The organism is Micromonospora sp. DT46 (assembly GCF_049841735.1).
GTDB classification, from domain to species: Bacteria; Actinomycetota; Actinomycetes; order Mycobacteriales; family Micromonosporaceae; genus Micromonospora; species Micromonospora reichwaldensis.
Genome location: NZ_JBNCKW010000002.1, coordinates 32,101 through 48,609 on the forward strand (window position 1 = coordinate 32,101; position 16,509 = coordinate 48,609).

Genomic DNA, 16,509 nt, shown 5'->3' on the forward strand with positions numbered 1-16,509 from the left:
CGGGCGGAAAAGTGGCCGCCCCGTGCCGGCCCGGCGGCGGCCGAGGGCGGCCCCGGCACGGGCACGGCCGACGCGGCCCCGGTCCCGGAAGGTAGTCGACCGTTGACAGGCCCGACACATTCGCGCAACCTGATAGCGCTCCCACAGCGAGGCAGGTGCGTTCCGTGAAGCCAGCACTGCACCCCGGCCGGTTGCTGGCCCGCCGGTACCGGCTCGTCGACCAGATCGGCGCCGGCGGCATGTCGGTGATCTGGCGGGCGCGCGACGAGGTGCTCGACCGGATCGTGGCGCTGAAGGTGCTCGCCCCGTCGCTCGCCGCCGACGCCCGCTTCCGCGACATGGTGCGCGAGGAGGCCCGCGCCGCCGCCCAGCTCGTCCACCCGCACGTCACCTCGGTGCACGACTACGGCGAGACCGTCGCGCCCGACGGGTCGATCACGTCGTTCGTGGTGATGGAGCTGCTGGCCGGCGAGGAGCTGGAGGTCCGGCTCACCGAGGGGCCGCTGCCGTGGGCCGAGGCGGTCGAGGTCGCCGCCCAGGTCGCGGACGCGCTCGCCGCCGCGCACCGGCTCGGCATCGTGCACCGGGACATCACCCCGGCCAACGTGATGATGACCCGGGCGGGGGTCAAGGTGCTCGACTTCGGCATCGCCACCCGGATCGGCGCGCCGGACGACGACGAGGACGGGGGCACCTTCGGCACGCCCGCGTACGTGGCGCCGGAACGGCTCGACGGGGCACCCGCCCAGCCGGCCACCGACGTGTACTCCCTCGGCGTGCTGCTCTACGAGGCGCTGACCGGTCGGGTGCCGTACCCGGCGGACACCTGGGAGCAGCTCAGCGAGGCGCTCGCCGGGGAGGGCCCGCCCTCGCTGGCCGACCTGCCGGGCCTGCCGACGGAGGTCGCCCGCACCTGCCTGCGCTGCCTGGAGCGGGACCCGCTGGCGCGGCCCACCGCCCGCCAGGTCGCCACCCTCCTGCGCGACCAACTGCTCCCCGCCGATCCGCAGGCCGCCACCATGCTCGCGCCGACGGTCACCCTCCCGACCCTGCCCGCCCAGCCGGCCACCCCGACCCCGGGGGGCGGGACGGTGCCGGGTGACGGAGCGGTGCCGGGCACGGAAGGACCGGGCGCGGAAGGGCCGGGCGGTGGGTCCGAGCCGCGCAGCGCCCGGCACGCCCGGGAGCGCCGTCGGCGCCGCCTGCCGCGCCCGGTGCTGATCGTGCCGGTCGTACTGCTCGTGGGGGTGGCCCTGGCCGTGCCCGCGATCCGTCAGGATGAGTCGAGCCCGCCCCGGGCGCTGCCCAGCACCGGCCCGTCCGACCCGCCGCCCTCCCCCACGCCCACGCCCACGGTCGACGCCGCACCACCCCCGGCGGCCTCCCCGACCCCGACGTCCGCGCCGCCGGTCGCGCCCCGGCCGACCCCGACGGCCCCGGAGCGCGGCGACCTCATCGAGGCGGCCAACCGGGTCGACGGGCTGATCGGCGCCGGTCTCGACGACGGGGGGATCCGCCCCGACGTCGGCCTCGACTTCCGCAACGAGCTGCGTAACCTGACCGACGCGGCCCGCGCCCGCTCGGGCGACCTGGGCGAGCGGATCGCCCGGCTCCGCGAGAAGGTCGCGATCCGGCGCGGCGAGGGCGCCCTCACCGACGCGTACGCCCGCCGGCTGGACAGCGCGATCACCGCGCTCGGGGCGGCGCAGGTCTGACCGCCGGCGGTCAGCGGGCCCGCGCCCGGACCGGCGCCCGGGCCGCCTCGGGCGACGCCGCCTCCGCGATGAAGCGGCGGTACACCTCCTCGTAGCCGGTGGCCATCCGCCCGGTGGAGAAGTTCTCCGCCACGTGCGCGACGCAGGCCGCCGGATCGATGCCCGTCGCCGCGCGCAGGGCGCTCGGCAGCTCGTCCACGTGCTCGCAGATCAGGCCGGTCCTTCCCGGTCGGACGAGTTCCGGCACCGCCCCCCGGTCCAGCGCCACCACCGGTGTCCCGGTCGCCATCGCCTCCACCATCACCATGCCGAACGGTTCGTCCCACCGGATCGGCATGATCAGGCACCGGGCCTCGACCAGCAGCCGCAGCGCCTCGGCCCGGTCGGCGTCGAGCACCACCCGGACGTCCTCGCCGAGCAGGGGCCGGACCACCTGGTCGTAGTAGCGGCGCTCGGCCGGCTCGTTGCACTTGCCGGCCAGCACCAGCGGCAGGCCGGCGGCCCGGCAGGCCCGGATGGCGACGTCCGGGCCCTTGTCGGGGCTGAACCGGGCCAGCCAGAGCACCGGCCCCCGCCCGGGGGCGGTCTTGTGCGGGATGCCCCGGACGTCCATCGCGTTGTGCACCGTACCGACCCAGTGCAGCGGCGGGTTGAGCCGGCGCTGGGCATGCGAGATGGCCACCAGCCCGACCCCCCTGTCGGTCTCGCTGAGCACGTCGCCGTACTCGCCGACGGGGTTGCCGTGCACGGTGGCGACGGTGGGCACGGCCCGGTGGCCGGCGATCAGCGGGCCGATGGTGGTGTGGTCGTGGACGATGTCGAAGTCGCCTGCGTGGACCCGGTGGTTGACCCGGGCCAGGTGGGCCAGCTCGGGCAGCGCCTCGCCGAGCCGGTCGAACTGGAGTTCGGGCACCGTGGAGACGAACGCCGCCGCGGTCCCGTGCTCCCGGCCCGCCCCGAACACGGTGACCGCGTGACCCCGGTCGACCAGCGTCTCCACCAGGCCGGTCACCACCTGTTCCAGCCCGCCGTAGCCGGGCGGCGGCACCGACAGCCACGGCGGCACCACCATCGCGATCCGCAACGGCCGCGGTGCCGATCGGTCGGGCGACGGATGGTTCACGGCCACGGATTCCTCCCCCTCGGTCACTGCTGTGGCATCACCGGACCGGCCCCGCCGCGACCGGTGCCCGCTGGGCGGGCGGGATCGACGACGGGTTCCCGGCGGCGGCGCCACTAAACGGGACGATCCGGGCGGTCACCCGCCCACGAGGAGCTGCTCCCGCACCGCCCGTACCCCCTCGCCGGACCAGGCCACCCGCTCCGCCTCGTCCCTTTCCCACCAGGAGCGCACCACCCCGGTCAGCACGACCGTGTCCCCGTCCACCTGGACGGTCACCCGCTCCGTGCCGATGCCGCGCCCCAGCGCCCGCTGGAGGTCGCGCCGGAGCCGCTCGCTGTCGGTACGGGCGACGGGGCGCACCTCGACCAGGTTGGTCACCCCGCGTACGCCCCGCAGCCGGCGCAACTCCCGCTCGGCGGTACGCCGCTGCCAGCCGAACTCCACCTCGCCACGGAGCATCACCCAGCCGTTGGCCACGGTGACGTCCAGCCGCTCGGCGGGGACGAAGCTGTCCCACTCCAGCGCCCGGCCCGCCGCGATCGCGATCTCGGCGTCCGTACGCCCCGGCTCGCCGGGCAGGCGCACCTCGACGTCGTCGGCGACCGCCCGCACCCCCCGTACGCGCTGCGCGCAGCGCCGCGCCGCCCACTTCCGCGCGTATCCGTCGACCCAGCCGGTCAGGGTGACCACGCCGTCGTGGACGGTCACCCCGATCTCGTTCGGCTGCGCCTGGGCGTCCCAGCCCAGTTCGTCGAGCACGTCCCGCTGGATCCGCTCGTCGGTCCGAACGGCCGCTGCCGTGGTCATCGCACCCTCCGTACGCCTCGCCGGTCCTGACTGCCGACGATTCCGGCGCGACGGGTGACGGCGGCTCACCCGCACCGGGTGAACCGCCGTCAGAGGGAGCGACGGGTGACGGAGCCAACCCCCTTGGCCCCGCCACCCGCCGCCCGGAGGGAGGAGGAATGTCTTCGGTTGCCGGTTACGACGTCTCGGCGAGCGTCACGGTCGCCCGGGATTCGGTGCCGTTGCGCTTGTAGGTCACCTCGACCCGGTCGCCGACCTTGCCGGCCTGCACGGCGCCGACCAGGTCGTCCGAGTCGTTGACGGCCTTGTCGCCGAACCGGGTGACCACGTCGCCGCGCTGCAGGCCGGCCTTCTCGGCGGGGCTGCCCGGCGTGACGGCGGCGACCAGGGCCCCGCCGCCCTCGGCGGGGGTCACGCTGACCCCGAGCGACGGGTGGCTGACCTTCTCGCCCCGCTGGAGCTTGCCGGCCACGTCCTTGGCCTTGTTGCTGGGGATGGCGAAGCCGACGCCGATGTTGCCGCTGCTGCCCTGCCCGGCGGTGGCGATCGCGGTGTTGATGCCGATCACCTCGCCCCTGGTGTTGACCAGTGCGCCGCCGGAGTTGCCCGGGTTGATCGGCGCGTCGGTCTGGAGCAGCCCCGCGATCGAGCTGGCCCCCTGCGCCGGGTCCTGCCGCTGCTGCCCACTGCCCGCCTGGATGGTGCGGTCCCGGGCGCTGAGGATGCCGGCGGTGACCGAGCCCTGGAGGCCCAGCGGGCTGCCGAGGGCGAGCACCTGGTCGCCGACCTGCATGGCGTCGCTGTCTCCGAAGGTGGCGGCCTTGAGGCCGCTGACGCCGTTGGCCTTGACCACCGCGAGGTCGGTCTTCGGGTCGGTGCCGACGATCTTGGCCTCGGCGGTCTTGCCGTCGGCGAAGGTCACCACGGCCTTGCCGTCGGTGGCGGAGGCGACCACGTGGTTGTTGGTGAGCACGAAGCCGTCGGCGGTGAGGATCACGCCGGAGCCCTCGCCGTTGTCCGTGCCGATCGAGACGACGCTGGGCTGCACGGCGGCGGCGATCCGGGGCAGGTCGGCGCCGTTGATGATCGGCGCGGCGGAGTAGGTGCGGGTGATGCCCGAGTCGCCGTCGACGGCGAGCGCGAGCGCCCCGCCGGCGACGCCCGAGCCGAGCATCAGCGCGAAGACCGCCACCCCGGCGCCGGCGAACTTGGCGATCCGGCTTGGCCGGGGGCCCGCATTCTGCGGGGCCGCCCAGGGCGGGACGGGCTGGCCGGAGGGGTGCGGCTGGTGACCGTACGGCTGTCCCGGCTGTCCCCCGCCGCTCCAGCCGGACTGCTGGCCGTACCAGGGCGCGCCGGGAGCCTGCGGGTAGCCGGACTGCGGGTGACCTGGCTGCCCGGCGGCCTGGGGGTAGCCGGGCTGACCCGCGGCCTGCGGGTAGCCGGGCTGACCCGCGGCCTGCGGGTAACCGGACTGGCCCGCCGCGTGCGGGTGACCGGGCTGGCCGGCGGCCTGCGGATGAGCCGGCTGGGGCTGGCCGGCGGCCGGGTGCTGCGCAACGGCCGGGGCGGGCGCGAAGGGGCCGGGCGGGGCGGGTCGGTCGAGCGGACCGGCACCGTCGGGGGCGCGGGCCGGCTCGGCGGCGCGCGGGCCGCCGTCGCCGGCCGGCGGGCCGTCGGCGGCCGGGCCCGACCCGGCGGTACGCGGCGCCTCGCCGCCAAGTGGGGCGGAGCCACCGGCGGCCGGGCCGGTGTCGCCGCCGGGCGCAGTGCCGAACCTGACGGTCGGGGTGGAGTCACCGGCGGCCGGGGCGGGGTCGCCGCCGGGCACGGTGGTCAGGCCGACGGTCGGGGCGGAGTCACCGCCGGGGGCGGAGTCGGACTGCGCGCGCTCGGCACGCGGCAGCTCGGCGGTGGGGTGCGACGGCTCGGCGTCGGGGTGGGCCGGCCGGCGCTGCGGGTCGGACTCGTGCTCGGTCATGTCTCCACCTTGACGCGCACCACTGCGATCCGCCTGGAACGCACCTGAATGTTGGCTGAAAGTCACTCGCCATCGCCCTCGTCGTCCGGCACGAGCGGGAGCCGGACCCGGAAGGTCGCTCCCCCGCCGGGGGTCTCGGCCACCTCGACGGTGCCGTGGTGGGCGCGCACCAGCGCCGCGACGATGGCCAGGCCGAGGCCGGTGCCGGTGTTGCCGCCGGCTCGCCGGGTACGCGCCGCGTCCACCCGGTAGAAGCGCTCGAAGACCCGCTCCGCCTGCTCCGGGTTGAGCCCGGGACCGGTGTCCGCCACCTCGACCACGGCCAGGTTCCCGGGCTCGGCGCGCAGCCGCAGGGTCACCGAGGCCTCCGGCGGGGTGTGCGTGAGCGCGTTGGTCATCAGGTTGCCGATGATCTGGCGCAGCCGGGCGTCGTCGCCGTAGACGACCAGCGGACCGGAGCCGGGGGTGACCTCCAGCTCGATCCGGCGCTCGGGCGCCACCGCCCGGGCGGCCTCGACCGCCTCGCTCGCCAGCACGGGCAGCTCCACCGGGGCGAGGGAGAGCGGTCGCTCCCGGTCCAGCCGGGCGAGCAGCAGCAGGTCCTCCACCAGCAGCCCCATCCGGGCCGCCTCCTGCTCGATGCGGCGCAGCAGGTCGGCGGTCTGCTCCGGCGCGCTCGCCGCGCCCTGCCGGTACAGCTCGGAGAAGCCCCGGATGGTGGTCAGCGGCGTCCGCAGCTCGTGCGAGGCGTCCGCGACGAACTGCCGCATCCGCTCCTCGGAGCGGCGGGCCCGCGCCTCGGAGGCCCGCGCCGAGCCGGCCGCCTCCCGGGCGGCGGCCTCGGCGGACCGGGCGGCCAACTCCGAGGCGGCCCGCGCGGTGAAGGCGACCTCGATCTGGTTCAGCATGGCGTTCAACGCCCGGGAGAGCCGCCCCAGCTCGGACGTGGGGACGGGCTGCCCCTGCTCCGGGTCGGGCACCCGCCGGGTGAGGTCGCCACCGGCGATGGCAGCGGCCGTACGTTCTATCTCCACCAGCGGCTTCAGGCTGGTCCGGACGATCGCCGCGCCGATGGAGGCGAGCAGGACCAGCACCGCGCCGCCGACCAGCAGGTCTATCCAGACCAGCTGCTTCACGGCGCGATCCACCTGGGTGAGCGGCTGGCCCACGGCCAGCACCGAGCCGTCCTTCTGTCCCGCGTAGACCACCCGCCAGCGGGTGCGACCGTCCTGGGACACGACAGTGCGGGGCTCGCCCACCCGCGCCGCGAACCCGCTCCAGTCCGTGGGGAAGTCGGGCAGTTGCTCGGGGTCGAGGCTGAGGTCGTCGTAGCGCGTCGGGTACACCTGATTCTCGTCGGCGATCGAAACGACGTAGCTGCTGGGCAGCATCGCCTCGACCCTGCCGCTGCGGAGCCCGGGCAGCAGTTGCCCGAGCCCCTGGCTGGCCGACTTGATCTGGCCGTCCACCTGGCCGACCAGGTAGTTGCGGAGAAAGAAGGTGGTCAGGGAGCTGATCACCAGGAGCGCGGCGGCGACCAGGGCCAGCACCGCGGCGACCAGCTTGACCCGCAGCGGGACGCTGCGCAGCCGCGCCTTGCCCTGGTCGAGGGGGTTCACGCCGCCGGCTTGCGCAGGACGTAGCCGACGCCTCGGAGGGTGTGGATCAGCCGGGGCTGGGTGTTGTCCACCTTGCGGCGCAGGTAGGAGATGTAGGACTCGACGATGTTGTCGTCGCCCCGGAAGTCGTAGTTCCACACGTGGTCGAGGATCTGCGCCTTGGACAGCACCCGGTTGGCGTTCAGCATCAGGTAGCGCAGCAGCTTGAACTCGGTCGGTGAGAGCTGCACCCGCTGGCCGGCCCGGTGCACCTCGTGGGTCTCCTCGTCCAGCTCCAGGTCGGCGAAGGTGAGCCGGGAGGGCGTCTGCTCGCCGCTGCTGGTCCGCCGCAGCACCGCCCGGATCCGGGCGGTCAGCTCCTCCAGGCTGAACGGCTTGGTGACGTAGTCGTCCCCGCCCAGGGTCAGCCCCCGGATCTTGTCGTCGGTCGCGTCACGGGCGGTGAGGAAGACCACCGGCGTACGGGTGCCGCCCTCGCGCAGCATCCGGATGACCTCGAAGCCGTCCAGGTCGGGCAGCATCACGTCGAGCACCACCAGGTCGGGCCGGTGGTCCTTGGCGGCGTTGAGAGCGGCGCTGCCGCTCGTCGCGGTGGCCACGTCGAAGCCCGCGAAGCGCAGACTCGCGGAGAGCAGTTCGAGGATGTTGGGATCGTCCTCGACGACGAGCAGTCGCGCCTCGGTCTGGGTAGCGGCCATGCCGCCCATCATCCGCGCTCTCGCTGCGTCCGCGCTGGGCACTCGCTGGAAAGTAGCTGTGAGGCGGCGTCGGACTCAGCGCAGCAGCCGGCGCAGCCCGTCCAGCGCGCCGTCGAGCAGCCGGATGGCCGTACGCAGCTGCGAGTCGCTGAGCCGGCGGGCCCGGACCAGGGCGCCCACCTCGACGGCGAAGGTCGCCAGCCGCTGGTCGAACTCGGCCAGCGTGGCGGTGGACGCGGACGCCGGCCCGGCTTCCGACGGCGCGCCGAACGCGGGCGACGGGCCGGCGGGGGGTACGGGCGACGGGCCGGGGGCGGGGGCGGGCGTCGGGCCGGCGCCGGGGGGCGCCCAGCGGGGACGGCGGGTCTGCCGGGCCGCCTCGCGCAGCTCCCGCTTCAGGTCGCGGACAGAGCCGCGTACCTCGTTCTGGATCTCTCCGGCCAGGGCTGACAGGTCCTCCACGGAGGCGGCGATGTCCGACTCCAGGGCGGTCAGCTCGCCGGCCCGCTGCCGCAGCTCGGCCCGGCCCGCCTCGGTGATCTCGTAGACCTTCCGGCCGCCGGCGGCGGTGTGGGTGACCAGGCCGTCGGCCTCCAGCCGCTGCAACCGGGGATAGATGGTGCCGGCGCTGGGCGCGTAGAGGCCGAGGAAGCGCTCCTCCAGCAGGCGGATCAGCTCGTAGCCGTGCTTCGGGCCGTCGTCGAGGAGCTTGAGCAGGTAGAGCCGGAGCCGCCCGTGACTGAACACGGCGGTCACGGCAGCTCCTCCTCGTCGTCGTCCACCGGGCGGGCGAGCAGCGCGATGCTGCCCGACGTGGCGGACGCGGAGAGCCTACCCTCACCCGCGCCGAGCACGCCCTCGCTGTCCACCACGGACCCGGGGACGGCGCTGCCCCGCACCTCGGGGAAGCCGCTGGTGATCCGGCCCGACGTGGTGTGCAGGCGGACGGCCAGGTCGCTGTCCGCGCGGACCCGGACGGTGATGCTGCCGGAGACCGTGCTGAGCCGGATGTCGCTGCGCCGGGGGTTGTCCAGGTCGCAGGTGATGGCCCCGGAGACGGTGTGCGCGCGGACCCGCCCGGCCGCGCTGTCGGCGAGGGTCACCTCTCCCGCGACGGTCTCCAGGTCCAGGTCGCCGGCCACCCCCAGCGCCTCGACCGGGCCCGCCATGGTCTTCGCCGACGTCCGGCCGTGCAGGCCCATCAGGGCGATCCGGCCGGAGGTCACCTCCACCCGGGTCTCGCCGCGCAGGCCCGACGCGACCAGCGAACCCTCCACCAACTCCAGGTCGGCCAGCACGTCGGCCGGGACCGCGACGGAGACGTCGACCCGGGGCAGCCGGGACAGCGGGCCCAGCCAGAAGATGTGGTCCGCGAGCCGCCAGCGTCGCTGCTGGCGTACGGAGAGCCGGCCGTCGCGATACTCCACCAGGACCGGCCGGCGGCCGACCCGGGTGATGTCGACCCGGGGCGGCCCATCGGTGGCCACCACGTTGAGGCGACCGCTGAGCAGGTGGACGTCAAGTCGGCCGACGGGCCCGTCCAGGGTGATCCGCTGCGGGGCGTGCACGGTCCAGTCGGTCATCGGTCCTCCCTCCACGGCGTGCCGCGTCGCCGGCACGTCGGATGGCAGGACACTAACGCGATACATCGCGATATGACAAGCGCCGACGTGACGGCCTCACGGCACCGGTTCCACGAGAGGCCGGCGGTACGGGCCCCAGGCCACGAAGCGGTCGAACATGGCCCGAGGGGTGGGGCCGCCGCGGGGGTCGAGGTGGTAGAGGTCGCGCATCGCCTCGTACATGAGGCCGGCCAGGTAGATCGTGAGGCTCTGCTGCGCGCCCTCGTGCTCGGCCTTGAGCAACAGTCGCGCGGTCGCGCAGGGCCACGGCTGGCCGCACGAGCGACAACCCCAGTGCGGTCGCAGCGGCGTGTGCGGCGGCCGGCCCTCGATCCGGTGGCGGGGTCGCTCGGGGCGCGGTCCGGGGCCGGGCTGCGGGAGCCGGGTGGAGAGCACGGGCCTCACCAGCGCCCTCCGTTCATCCGGCGCGCCCGCCCGGCGGCGGTGAGATCGGCCGCGCCGTACCACAGGATCTCGGTCGCGTCGTTCGCCCTCGGCCCGACCGGAGGCGGCACGAAGGGCCCGATGGGGCCGGGGATGTACGGAGCCGGCCTGCCCGGGCGGGGCGGCGGGTGCGGTGCCGGAGCGGGCTTCGGCCGCCGGCTCCGGATCTCCCGCCGCTCCGCGCAGTTCGGGCAGGCGCAGTGCCGTCCGCACCGACTCCGGTGCCAGCCTCCACGGTGACCCACTTTCTCCCCCACCCCGCTGTCGAGGTGGGCCGCCCCGCCACGGGAAAGCGGGGCGGCCCCGGCAGGACCCGCCCACGTCCTCGACGACGGCGAACGGGCCCGCGTGGTGACAGTCTGGTGAGGACACCACTACCGTCGACACATGCTCGCCGCATCCGCGCAGGTCAACGAGCCGGTCGAGCGGGCACGGGAGACACGCCGACGGGACCGAGCAGAATGTGGGGAATCGATGGGCACCGCCACCAACTACGTGCTGGGTGAGCTACGCACGTTCCGCGCTCAGCTCGGCCTGAGCCAGGACGACTTCGGCAGGACGATCGGCTACTCCGGGTCGCACGTCAGCTCCGTCGAGACGGGCGGTCGCCCGCCGACCCGGGAGTACATGAAGGCGATCGACGACCAGCACGACACGGGCGAGCGGTTCGGCCGGATGCTCCGTGAGCTGGCCCGGCTGGACGCCACGCCGGCCTGGCTGCGGGAGTGGATCGAGTTCGAGCGGGAGGCGGCGACGTTGCGCTGGTTCGAGCTGGCGTACGTGCCGGGCCTGCTCCAGACCGAACGCTACGCCCGCGCCACGCTGGCGGGGGGCCGGTTCACGGCCGACGAGGTCGAGCGGATCGTCGCGTCCAGGCTGGAGCGTCAGGCGATCCTCGGCCGGGAGCGGCCACCCCAGCTCATCGCCGTCGTCGACGAGGCCGTGCTGCGCCGGCCGGTGCTCGACCAGCCGGGGCTCATGGCCGAGCAGCTCGATCACCTGGTGGCCCTCGCGACGCAGGAACACGTGCAGCTCCACGTCGTCCCGGCCGACGCCGGCATGTATCTCGGACTGGCCGGCCAGTTCATCATCGCCGAGCTGCCGGACGGCACCCGCGTGGCCCACGCGGACAACCAGCTCAGCGCGCAGATCGTCGACGCATCCACCGACATTGCTAGGCTGGCCAGGACGTGGGAGATCGTGCGGAACGAGGCCCTCCCCCGCCGGCAGTCGACCGTGCTGATCAAGGAGGTGGCGAAGTCATGGACGTGATGACCCCGCGGTGGCGTAAGTCGACGAGATCCGGCGGCAACGGCGGTTCCTGCGTCGAGGTCGCGGACAACCTGCCGGGCGTCGTGCTGGTACGCGACACCAAGGACCGCGAGGGCGGCACCCTCCACTTCGACTCCCGGGCGTGGCAGTCGTTCGTCGGCCTGGCCAGGCGGATCGGCCCGGTCGGCTGATCCGCTCCTCCCCCCGTCTTCATGCCGCGTATCCCGCCGGCGCCCTCCCGACGGCGGCAGCGGGGACGTGCACGACCGACTCGGCCGCCCGGGCGAGCAGCCGCCGGTCGGCGTCCCGGGCGGGATGCAGGGCGGCGGAGACGCTCACCCGCACCTCCAGGTCCCGGGCGGCGAGCACCCGGCCCACCGAGCGCAGCAGGTCGTCGTCCCCGACGAATGCGGCGGCCGTGGTCGGCACGCCGGTCGCGGCCCACCGGTAGCCGATCCGCAGCGGCACCACCGGCGCCCCGGCGTCGATCGCCGCCTGGAACAGCGCCGGACGGAACCCCCGGTCGGGGCGGCAGGCGATCGCGTCGGCGGTGCCGCACCAGGTCGTACCCTCCGGAAAGACCGCCACCGGGCTGCCGGCGCGCAGCGCGGCGGTGACCCGGGCCACCGTCGCGGGCAGGGCGCGGGGGCGGGCCCGGTCGACCAGGACGGTGCCGGCCGCCGCCGCGAGCAGCCCGACCAGCGGCCAGGACCGGACCTCCCGCTTGGCCACCATCCGGGCCGGCGCGACGGCCAGCAGCGCGAGCACGTCCAGCCAGGAGGCATGGTTGGCGACCAGCAGCGCCGGCCGCCGGGGCGGCCGGCCGCGCACCACGAGGCGCACGCCGAACGCGCGCAGCGTCCACCGGGCCCAACCACGCAGGGCCGCCGCCCGGTCCCCGGCCGGCAGCACCGGCAGCAGCACCGCCAGCACCGTCCCCGCCGACAGCGTCCCGAGGACGGCGAGGGTGCGGCCCGCCCGCCGGACGGGCGACACGGCCGGCGCCTCGCCGGCCGCCGGAAGGCAGGTGGGCCCGCACCCCGAGGCGGGCAGCCAGAGGCGTCCGGCGATGCTCACCGCTCGGCCCCGCCGAGGAAGTGCCGCAGGTAACGGGGGTTCATCCGGTCCAGGGAGAAGAGCACGTAGAAGTCGGCCACCCCGAAGTCCGGGTCGTACGCCGGCTCGCCGCAGACCCAGGCCCCGAGGCGCAGGTAGCCGCGCAGCAGCGGCGGAACGGAGGCCCGCGCGGCCGGGCCGTCGGCCGCCGCCGGCCCGACGAGCCCGTCCGGCTCGGCGAACCAGGGGCGCCTCGGCCGTACGCGCAGCCGCGGCGGGGCCAGGTGCCGGGCCGCGACCTCGTCCCACACCCGCGCGACGGTCCCGCCCCCGTCGGCAACGGGCACCGACGCGCAGCCGCCGAGCCAACGCGACCCGCGCAGGTGCAGGTAGCGGACGATGCCGGCCCACATGAGGTTGATCACCGCGCCGGAGCGGTGATCGGGGTGTACGCAGGACCGGCCGGCCTCGACCAGGTCGTCGCGGAGCGGGTCGAGCCCGGTGAGGTCGAACTCGGTCGCGGCGTACCGCCGCTCGGTGCGGCCCGGCGGGAGCAGCCGGTACGTGCCGACCACCTCGCCGGTGCCCTCCTGCCGGACGATCAGGTGGTCGCAGTACGCGTCGAGGTCGTCGACATCGAGCCCGGCGGCCCCCGGGCGCAGGGTGGCGCCGAGTTCGGTGGCGAACACCTCGTGACGGAGGCGTTGCGCGGCCGCGACCTCGCTCGGGTCGTCGGCGATCAGCAGGGTGTAACCGCTGGTCGTCAGGGGTGCGCCAGCGGCGTGCAGAACGGCCATGGGACCTGTGTAGGCGGCCCGGGTTGCCGCCCGGCGGGGTGAGGGGTGTCGATGAGGTGAACGGCCCGTGCCGGTGTCGGGGCGACGACCGCGGCGAGGTCGGCGCTCGTCTCAGCGGGTGGCGCGCAGGTCCCGGGCGAGATGCGAGCGCCGGAACCCCACCGTGACCAGGCGCCGCAGGTCGGCCCGGTTGTCGTGCATGAGCTGCACGTGGAAGTAGTTGACGTATTCGAGCGCGGCGAAGAGCCCGAAGGCCAGCCCCGGGTACGACTGCGCGCCGGGCGTCCGCACGGCGGCCACGGCACAGGCGATGATCACGACGGCCAGGAGGACCGGCAGGGCGGCGCGGGCGGTGCCGAAGTGGCGCCGGCCGGGCAGGCGCGGCTCCCCACGGCGCAACTGCCGGAGCTTGAGCGCCCAGTAGGCCGCGCCCACCACGAGCAGGGCCGCGAACGCCCCGAAGCCGGCGAGGTTCGCCGCCGTCGGCGGCAGGCCCACCAGTTGGAACCACACCCACGCCTGTAGGGGGATGTTCAGCAGCTCCCAGCCGGCGAGCGAGCGGAGCCGGCGCCGGGCCGCCTGGCGGGTCGGGCCGGCCGGCAGGTGAGGACTTGGCACGACCCCACAGTGGCACAGCACCGGACGAACACCGGGGTCGACCGCGTGCGAGGCTGCCGGGGGCGCACCGGCGACGGGGCCGGCGTCGCGGTCGGAGGTGTCTCATGATCATCGAGTCGCGTTTCAACGGGCCGCCCGGCTCGGGCAACGGCGGCTGGAGCGCCGGGGTACTCGCCGGCGCCGTCGGCCCCGGGCCGGTCGAGGTGACGTTGCGTCGCCCTCCCCCGCTGGAGACCCCGCTCACTCTCGTCGACGGCGAGGTCCGCGACCCGCAGGGCAACCTCGTCGCCCAGGTCCGCCCCACGGAGGACCCCCGGGCGGTGGTGCCGCCGGTGGACCTGCCGGCCGCGCGGGCCGCCTCGGCGGCGTACCCCGGGCTGGTCGACCACCCCTTCCCGGGCTGCTACGTCTGCGGTCCGGACCGCGCCGACGGGCTGCGGATCTTTCCGGGGCGGCTGCCGGACGGCCGCACCGCCGCGCCGTTCCGGGTGCCCGGGTCGGTCACGACCGCCACCGTCTGGGCCGCGCTGGACTGCCCCGGCGGCTGGGCCGTGATCGCCCCCGGCCGGCCGTACGTCCTGGGCCGGATCGCAGCGGTGGTAGCGGCGCTGCCGGAGCCGGGCGACGAGTGCGTGGTGACCGGCGTCATGGTCGGCGGCGAGGGCCGCAAGGCGCTCGTGCACACCAGCCTGTACGCACCCGACGGCGCTCTCCTGGCCTGGGCCCGGGCAACCTGGATCGCCGTGGCCGACGACATCGGATAATCGTTCCTGGGGATGAGGGCCTCCTGCCTGAGGCGGAGGTGGATCTCGGAAGTGCGCCTGATTGACCTGGTTGCGCCCGCCCGCCACGCTGTGTCACGGCGTACCCCGACGCCACCGCACGAAGGAGAGCAATGACTGACGGGCAGAGAAGCCCCACCGGTGACGGTCAGATCGTGGTGTCCGGCCTGACGAAGCAGTACAAGAACGTCCGGGCCGTCAACGATCTGTCGTTCACCGTCGAACCGGGGCGGGTGACCGGCTTCCTCGGCCCCAACGGCGCCGGCAAGACGACCACGCTGCGGATGCTGCTGAACCTGGTCACGCCGACCAGCGGGACGGCGACCATCAGCGGGCGGCGCTACGCCGACCTGACCGACCCGCTGCGGCACGTCGGCGCCGTGCTGGAGGCGTCCAGCGCGCACAAGGGCCGCACCGGCATCAACCACCTGCGGGTGATCGCCGCGGCGGCCGGCCTGCCGAAGCACCGGGCCGACGAGGCGCTGGCGCAGGTCGGGCTCACTCCGGCGGCGAAGCGCAAGTTCAAGGGCTACTCGCTCGGCATGAAGCAGCGGCTCGGCATCGCCGCCGGGATGCTCGGCGACCCCCGCGTGCTGATCCTCGACGAGCCCGCCAACGGGCTCGACCCGGAGGGCATCCGGTGGATGCGCGGCTTCCTCAAGAACCTCGCGCACGAGGGCCGCACGGTGCTGGTCTCCAGCCACCTGCTGTCGGAGATGCAGCTGCTCGCCGACGACGTGGTGATCATCGCCGCCGGGCAGCTGGTCCGCCAGGGCACGGTCGAGCAGGTCATGGGCTCGATGGCGCAGGGCGTACGGGTCCGCGTCCGCACCCCGCAGGCCGACGCGCTGACCGCCGCCCTCAAGGAGGGTCCGGCGACGGTCGACGTCGACGAGCACGGCGTCCTGCTGGTGGGCGGGGTGGACGCCCCGACCGTGGGCCGGGTCGCCCTGACGGCCGGCGTCGAACTGCATGAACTGACCACGGAACGGCCCGACCTCGAACGGGTCTTCCTGGAGCTGACGGCCGGAAAGGCGGGCATCCGATGAACCTCGTCCGGTCCGAGCTTCTCAAGATCCGCACTACCAGCACCTGGTGGTGGCTGGCCATCGCCGCGTTCCTGTCGATCGCGCTGGCCTTCGCCTTCAACGCCTGGGTCGCCAACGAGACGTTGAACGGCAACGCCGAGGAACTGGGCGTCACCGGCGACCAGGCCTCCGCGGCGGCGCAGGCCGCGAACCTGTACACCTCCGGGCAGTACCTGGGCCTGATGTTCGTGATGCTGATCGGCATCCTGATGGTCACCAACGAGTTCTTCCACCAGACGGCGACCACCACGTTCCTGGCCACACCGCGGCGCACGTCGGTGATCCTCAGCAAGCTGGTCGCGGCCAGCCTGCTGGGCATCGGTTTCTGGCTGGTGACCACGCTGATCGACCTGGCCGCCGGGGCGGTGTTCCTGTCGGCCAACGGCCACGGCACCCTGCTCGGCGAGTGGGCCGTGCAGCGGGCGCTGCTGCTCAACCTGCTGGCGTACGCGATCTGGACGGTCCTCGGCATCGGCATCGGCACGCTGATCACCAACCAGCTCGGCGCGGTGATCACCGCCGCGGTGCTCTACCTCGTCGGCACGCAGGTGGTGGGGCTGCTGTTCATGCTGCTGTCGAACCTGCTCAACAGCGAGGCCGTGGTCAAGTGGCAGGTGATCTGGCCCGCCATCGCCTCGACCGTCATGGTCAGCGAGGGCCAGACCGACTTCACCCCCGCCTGGTGGGTCGGCGCGCTCGTGCTGATCGGCTACGCGGTGGTGAGCGGGGTCGTCGGCGTGCTCATCACCCGGCGGCGCGACATCTCCTGACGCGTCCGGGCATTGGCGGCGGGGGGGGGGGCCCGCCCCCCCCCCCCCCCCGGACGCCCAGGGGGCGACCCCCCCCACGGGGCGTTACCGCCGCCGGGCGCCCCCCCAGCCGGTGGG

The 16,509-nt window shown here is 74.8% G+C and carries 17 protein-coding genes; 6 read left to right on the plus strand and 11 right to left on the minus strand.

Annotation, left to right across the window (positions count from 1 at the left end; all coding sequences use genetic code 11):
- Positions 1-164: 164 nt before the first annotated feature.
- Complete coding sequence (locus ACLQ20_RS04370; RefSeq protein ID WP_425854283.1) at positions 165-1,715, plus strand: serine/threonine-protein kinase; 1,551 nt, start codon at positions 165-167, stop codon at positions 1,713-1,715.
- Positions 1,716-1,725: 10 nt separating this feature from the next.
- On the opposite strand, the gene ACLQ20_RS04375 is transcribed toward ACLQ20_RS04370, so the two are convergent.
- The 8 genes from ACLQ20_RS04375 to ACLQ20_RS04410 all read right to left on the minus strand — a co-directional run bounded on the left by ACLQ20_RS04375 (position 1,726) and on the right by ACLQ20_RS04410 (position 9,961).
- On the minus strand, positions 1,726-2,787 hold the full coding sequence (locus ACLQ20_RS04375; protein ID WP_151457652.1) for a glycosyltransferase family 4 protein: 1,062 nt from the start codon (positions 2,785-2,787) through the stop codon (positions 1,726-1,728).
- A 186-nt stretch (positions 2,788-2,973) separates the two neighbouring features.
- On the minus strand, positions 2,974-3,645 hold the full coding sequence (locus ACLQ20_RS04380) for a BON domain-containing protein (protein ID WP_151457651.1): 672 nt from the start codon (positions 3,643-3,645) through the stop codon (positions 2,974-2,976).
- Between the two features lie 175 nt (positions 3,646-3,820).
- Positions 3,821-5,626, minus strand: coding sequence for a trypsin-like peptidase domain-containing protein (locus ACLQ20_RS04385; protein WP_425854285.1), 1,806 nt, complete (start codon positions 5,624-5,626; stop codon positions 3,821-3,823).
- Positions 5,627-5,688: 62 nt separating this feature from the next.
- A complete protein-coding gene (locus ACLQ20_RS04390) occupies positions 5,689-7,245 on the minus strand; it encodes a HAMP domain-containing sensor histidine kinase (protein ID WP_425854287.1) in 1,557 nt (518 codons plus the stop codon).
- Complete coding sequence (locus ACLQ20_RS04395; RefSeq protein ID WP_151457730.1) at positions 7,242-7,943, minus strand: response regulator transcription factor; 702 nt, start codon at positions 7,941-7,943, stop codon at positions 7,242-7,244. Before ACLQ20_RS04395 ends, ACLQ20_RS04390 begins: the two co-directional genes overlap by 4 nt.
- 75 nt (positions 7,944-8,018) lie before the next feature.
- Positions 8,019-8,699: a PadR family transcriptional regulator gene (locus tag ACLQ20_RS04400; protein WP_425854290.1), complete on the minus strand. Its 681-nt coding sequence runs from the start codon at positions 8,697-8,699 to the stop codon at positions 8,019-8,021.
- Positions 8,696-9,526, minus strand: a complete 831-nt coding sequence (locus ACLQ20_RS04405; protein ID WP_327029485.1) for a DUF4097 family beta strand repeat-containing protein — start codon at positions 9,524-9,526, stop codon at positions 8,696-8,698. Before ACLQ20_RS04405 ends, ACLQ20_RS04400 begins: the two co-directional genes overlap by 4 nt.
- Positions 9,527-9,622: 96 nt before the next feature.
- Positions 9,623-9,961 (minus strand): hypothetical protein, encoded by a 339-nt coding sequence (locus tag ACLQ20_RS04410; RefSeq protein WP_151457816.1) that lies wholly within the window; start codon positions 9,959-9,961, stop codon positions 9,623-9,625.
- Positions 9,962-10,483: 522 nt separating this feature from the next.
- Between ACLQ20_RS04410 and ACLQ20_RS04415 the strand changes: the two genes are divergently transcribed.
- Both ACLQ20_RS04415 and ACLQ20_RS04420 read left to right on the plus strand, forming a co-directional pair.
- Positions 10,484-11,281 (plus strand): helix-turn-helix domain-containing protein, encoded by a 798-nt coding sequence (locus tag ACLQ20_RS04415; protein ID WP_151456608.1) that lies wholly within the window; start codon positions 10,484-10,486, stop codon positions 11,279-11,281.
- Positions 11,272-11,472, plus strand: coding sequence for a DUF397 domain-containing protein (locus ACLQ20_RS04420; RefSeq protein WP_225852412.1), 201 nt, complete (start codon positions 11,272-11,274; stop codon positions 11,470-11,472). The genes ACLQ20_RS04415 and ACLQ20_RS04420 overlap by 10 nt, the downstream gene beginning before the upstream one ends.
- Before the next feature lie 19 nt (positions 11,473-11,491).
- Here ACLQ20_RS04420 and ACLQ20_RS04425 read toward each other — a convergent pair whose 3' ends face one another.
- From ACLQ20_RS04425 to ACLQ20_RS04435, 3 genes are all read right to left on the minus strand, one after another.
- A complete protein-coding gene (locus ACLQ20_RS04425) occupies positions 11,492-12,358 on the minus strand; it encodes a lysophospholipid acyltransferase family protein (protein ID WP_425854292.1) in 867 nt (288 codons plus the stop codon).
- Positions 12,355-13,134: a GNAT family N-acetyltransferase gene (locus tag ACLQ20_RS04430; protein WP_425854294.1), complete on the minus strand. Its 780-nt coding sequence runs from the start codon at positions 13,132-13,134 to the stop codon at positions 12,355-12,357. Before ACLQ20_RS04430 ends, ACLQ20_RS04425 begins: the two co-directional genes overlap by 4 nt.
- 111 nt (positions 13,135-13,245) lie before the next feature.
- Entirely contained in the window at positions 13,246-13,752 is a 507-nt protein-coding gene (locus ACLQ20_RS04435; protein ID WP_425854296.1) for a hypothetical protein, read from the minus strand.
- A gap of 104 nt (positions 13,753-13,856) precedes the next feature.
- Here ACLQ20_RS04435 and ACLQ20_RS04440 point away from each other — a divergent pair, with 104 nt between their 5' ends.
- The 3 genes from ACLQ20_RS04440 (at position 13,857) to ACLQ20_RS04450 (ending at position 16,392) form a co-directional block, all read left to right on the plus strand.
- Positions 13,857-14,516, plus strand: coding sequence for a hypothetical protein (locus tag ACLQ20_RS04440; RefSeq protein WP_425854297.1), 660 nt, complete (start codon positions 13,857-13,859; stop codon positions 14,514-14,516).
- Positions 14,517-14,647: 131 nt separating this feature from the next.
- Positions 14,648-15,583, plus strand: coding sequence for an ABC transporter ATP-binding protein (locus ACLQ20_RS04445; protein WP_151456604.1), 936 nt, complete (start codon positions 14,648-14,650; stop codon positions 15,581-15,583).
- Complete coding sequence (locus tag ACLQ20_RS04450) at positions 15,580-16,392, plus strand: ABC transporter permease (protein WP_151456603.1); 813 nt, start codon at positions 15,580-15,582, stop codon at positions 16,390-16,392. The genes ACLQ20_RS04445 and ACLQ20_RS04450 overlap by 4 nt, the downstream gene beginning before the upstream one ends.
- Positions 16,393-16,509 lie beyond the last annotated feature (117 nt).

Excerpts from the sequence above, each read along its gene's own strand:
- ACLQ20_RS04440 (WP_425854297.1), top strand. The coding sequence starts at position 13,857 with ATGATCATCGAGTCGCGTTTCAACGGGCCGCCCGGCTCGGGCAACGGC.
- ACLQ20_RS04430 (WP_425854294.1), bottom strand. The coding sequence starts at position 13,134 with ATGGCCGTTCTGCACGCCGCTGGCGCACCCCTGACGACCAGCGGTTAC.
- ACLQ20_RS04385 (WP_425854285.1), bottom strand. The coding sequence starts at position 5,626 with ATGACCGAGCACGAGTCCGACCCGCAGCGCCGGCCGGCCCACCCCGAC.
- ACLQ20_RS04380 (WP_151457651.1), bottom strand. The coding sequence starts at position 3,645 with ATGACCACGGCAGCGGCCGTTCGGACCGACGAGCGGATCCAGCGGGAC.
- ACLQ20_RS04445 (WP_151456604.1), top strand. The coding sequence starts at position 14,648 with ATGACTGACGGGCAGAGAAGCCCCACCGGTGACGGTCAGATCGTGGTG.
- ACLQ20_RS04450 (WP_151456603.1), top strand. The coding sequence starts at position 15,580 with ATGAACCTCGTCCGGTCCGAGCTTCTCAAGATCCGCACTACCAGCACC.
- ACLQ20_RS04415 (WP_151456608.1), top strand. The coding sequence starts at position 10,484 with ATGGGCACCGCCACCAACTACGTGCTGGGTGAGCTACGCACGTTCCGC.
- ACLQ20_RS04375 (WP_151457652.1), bottom strand. The coding sequence starts at position 2,787 with ATGGTGGTGCCGCCGTGGCTGTCGGTGCCGCCGCCCGGCTACGGCGGG.
- ACLQ20_RS04405 (WP_327029485.1), bottom strand. The coding sequence starts at position 9,526 with ATGACCGACTGGACCGTGCACGCCCCGCAGCGGATCACCCTGGACGGG.
- ACLQ20_RS04420 (WP_225852412.1), top strand. The coding sequence starts at position 11,272 with ATGGACGTGATGACCCCGCGGTGGCGTAAGTCGACGAGATCCGGCGGC.
- ACLQ20_RS04395 (WP_151457730.1), bottom strand. The coding sequence starts at position 7,943 with ATGGCCGCTACCCAGACCGAGGCGCGACTGCTCGTCGTCGAGGACGAT.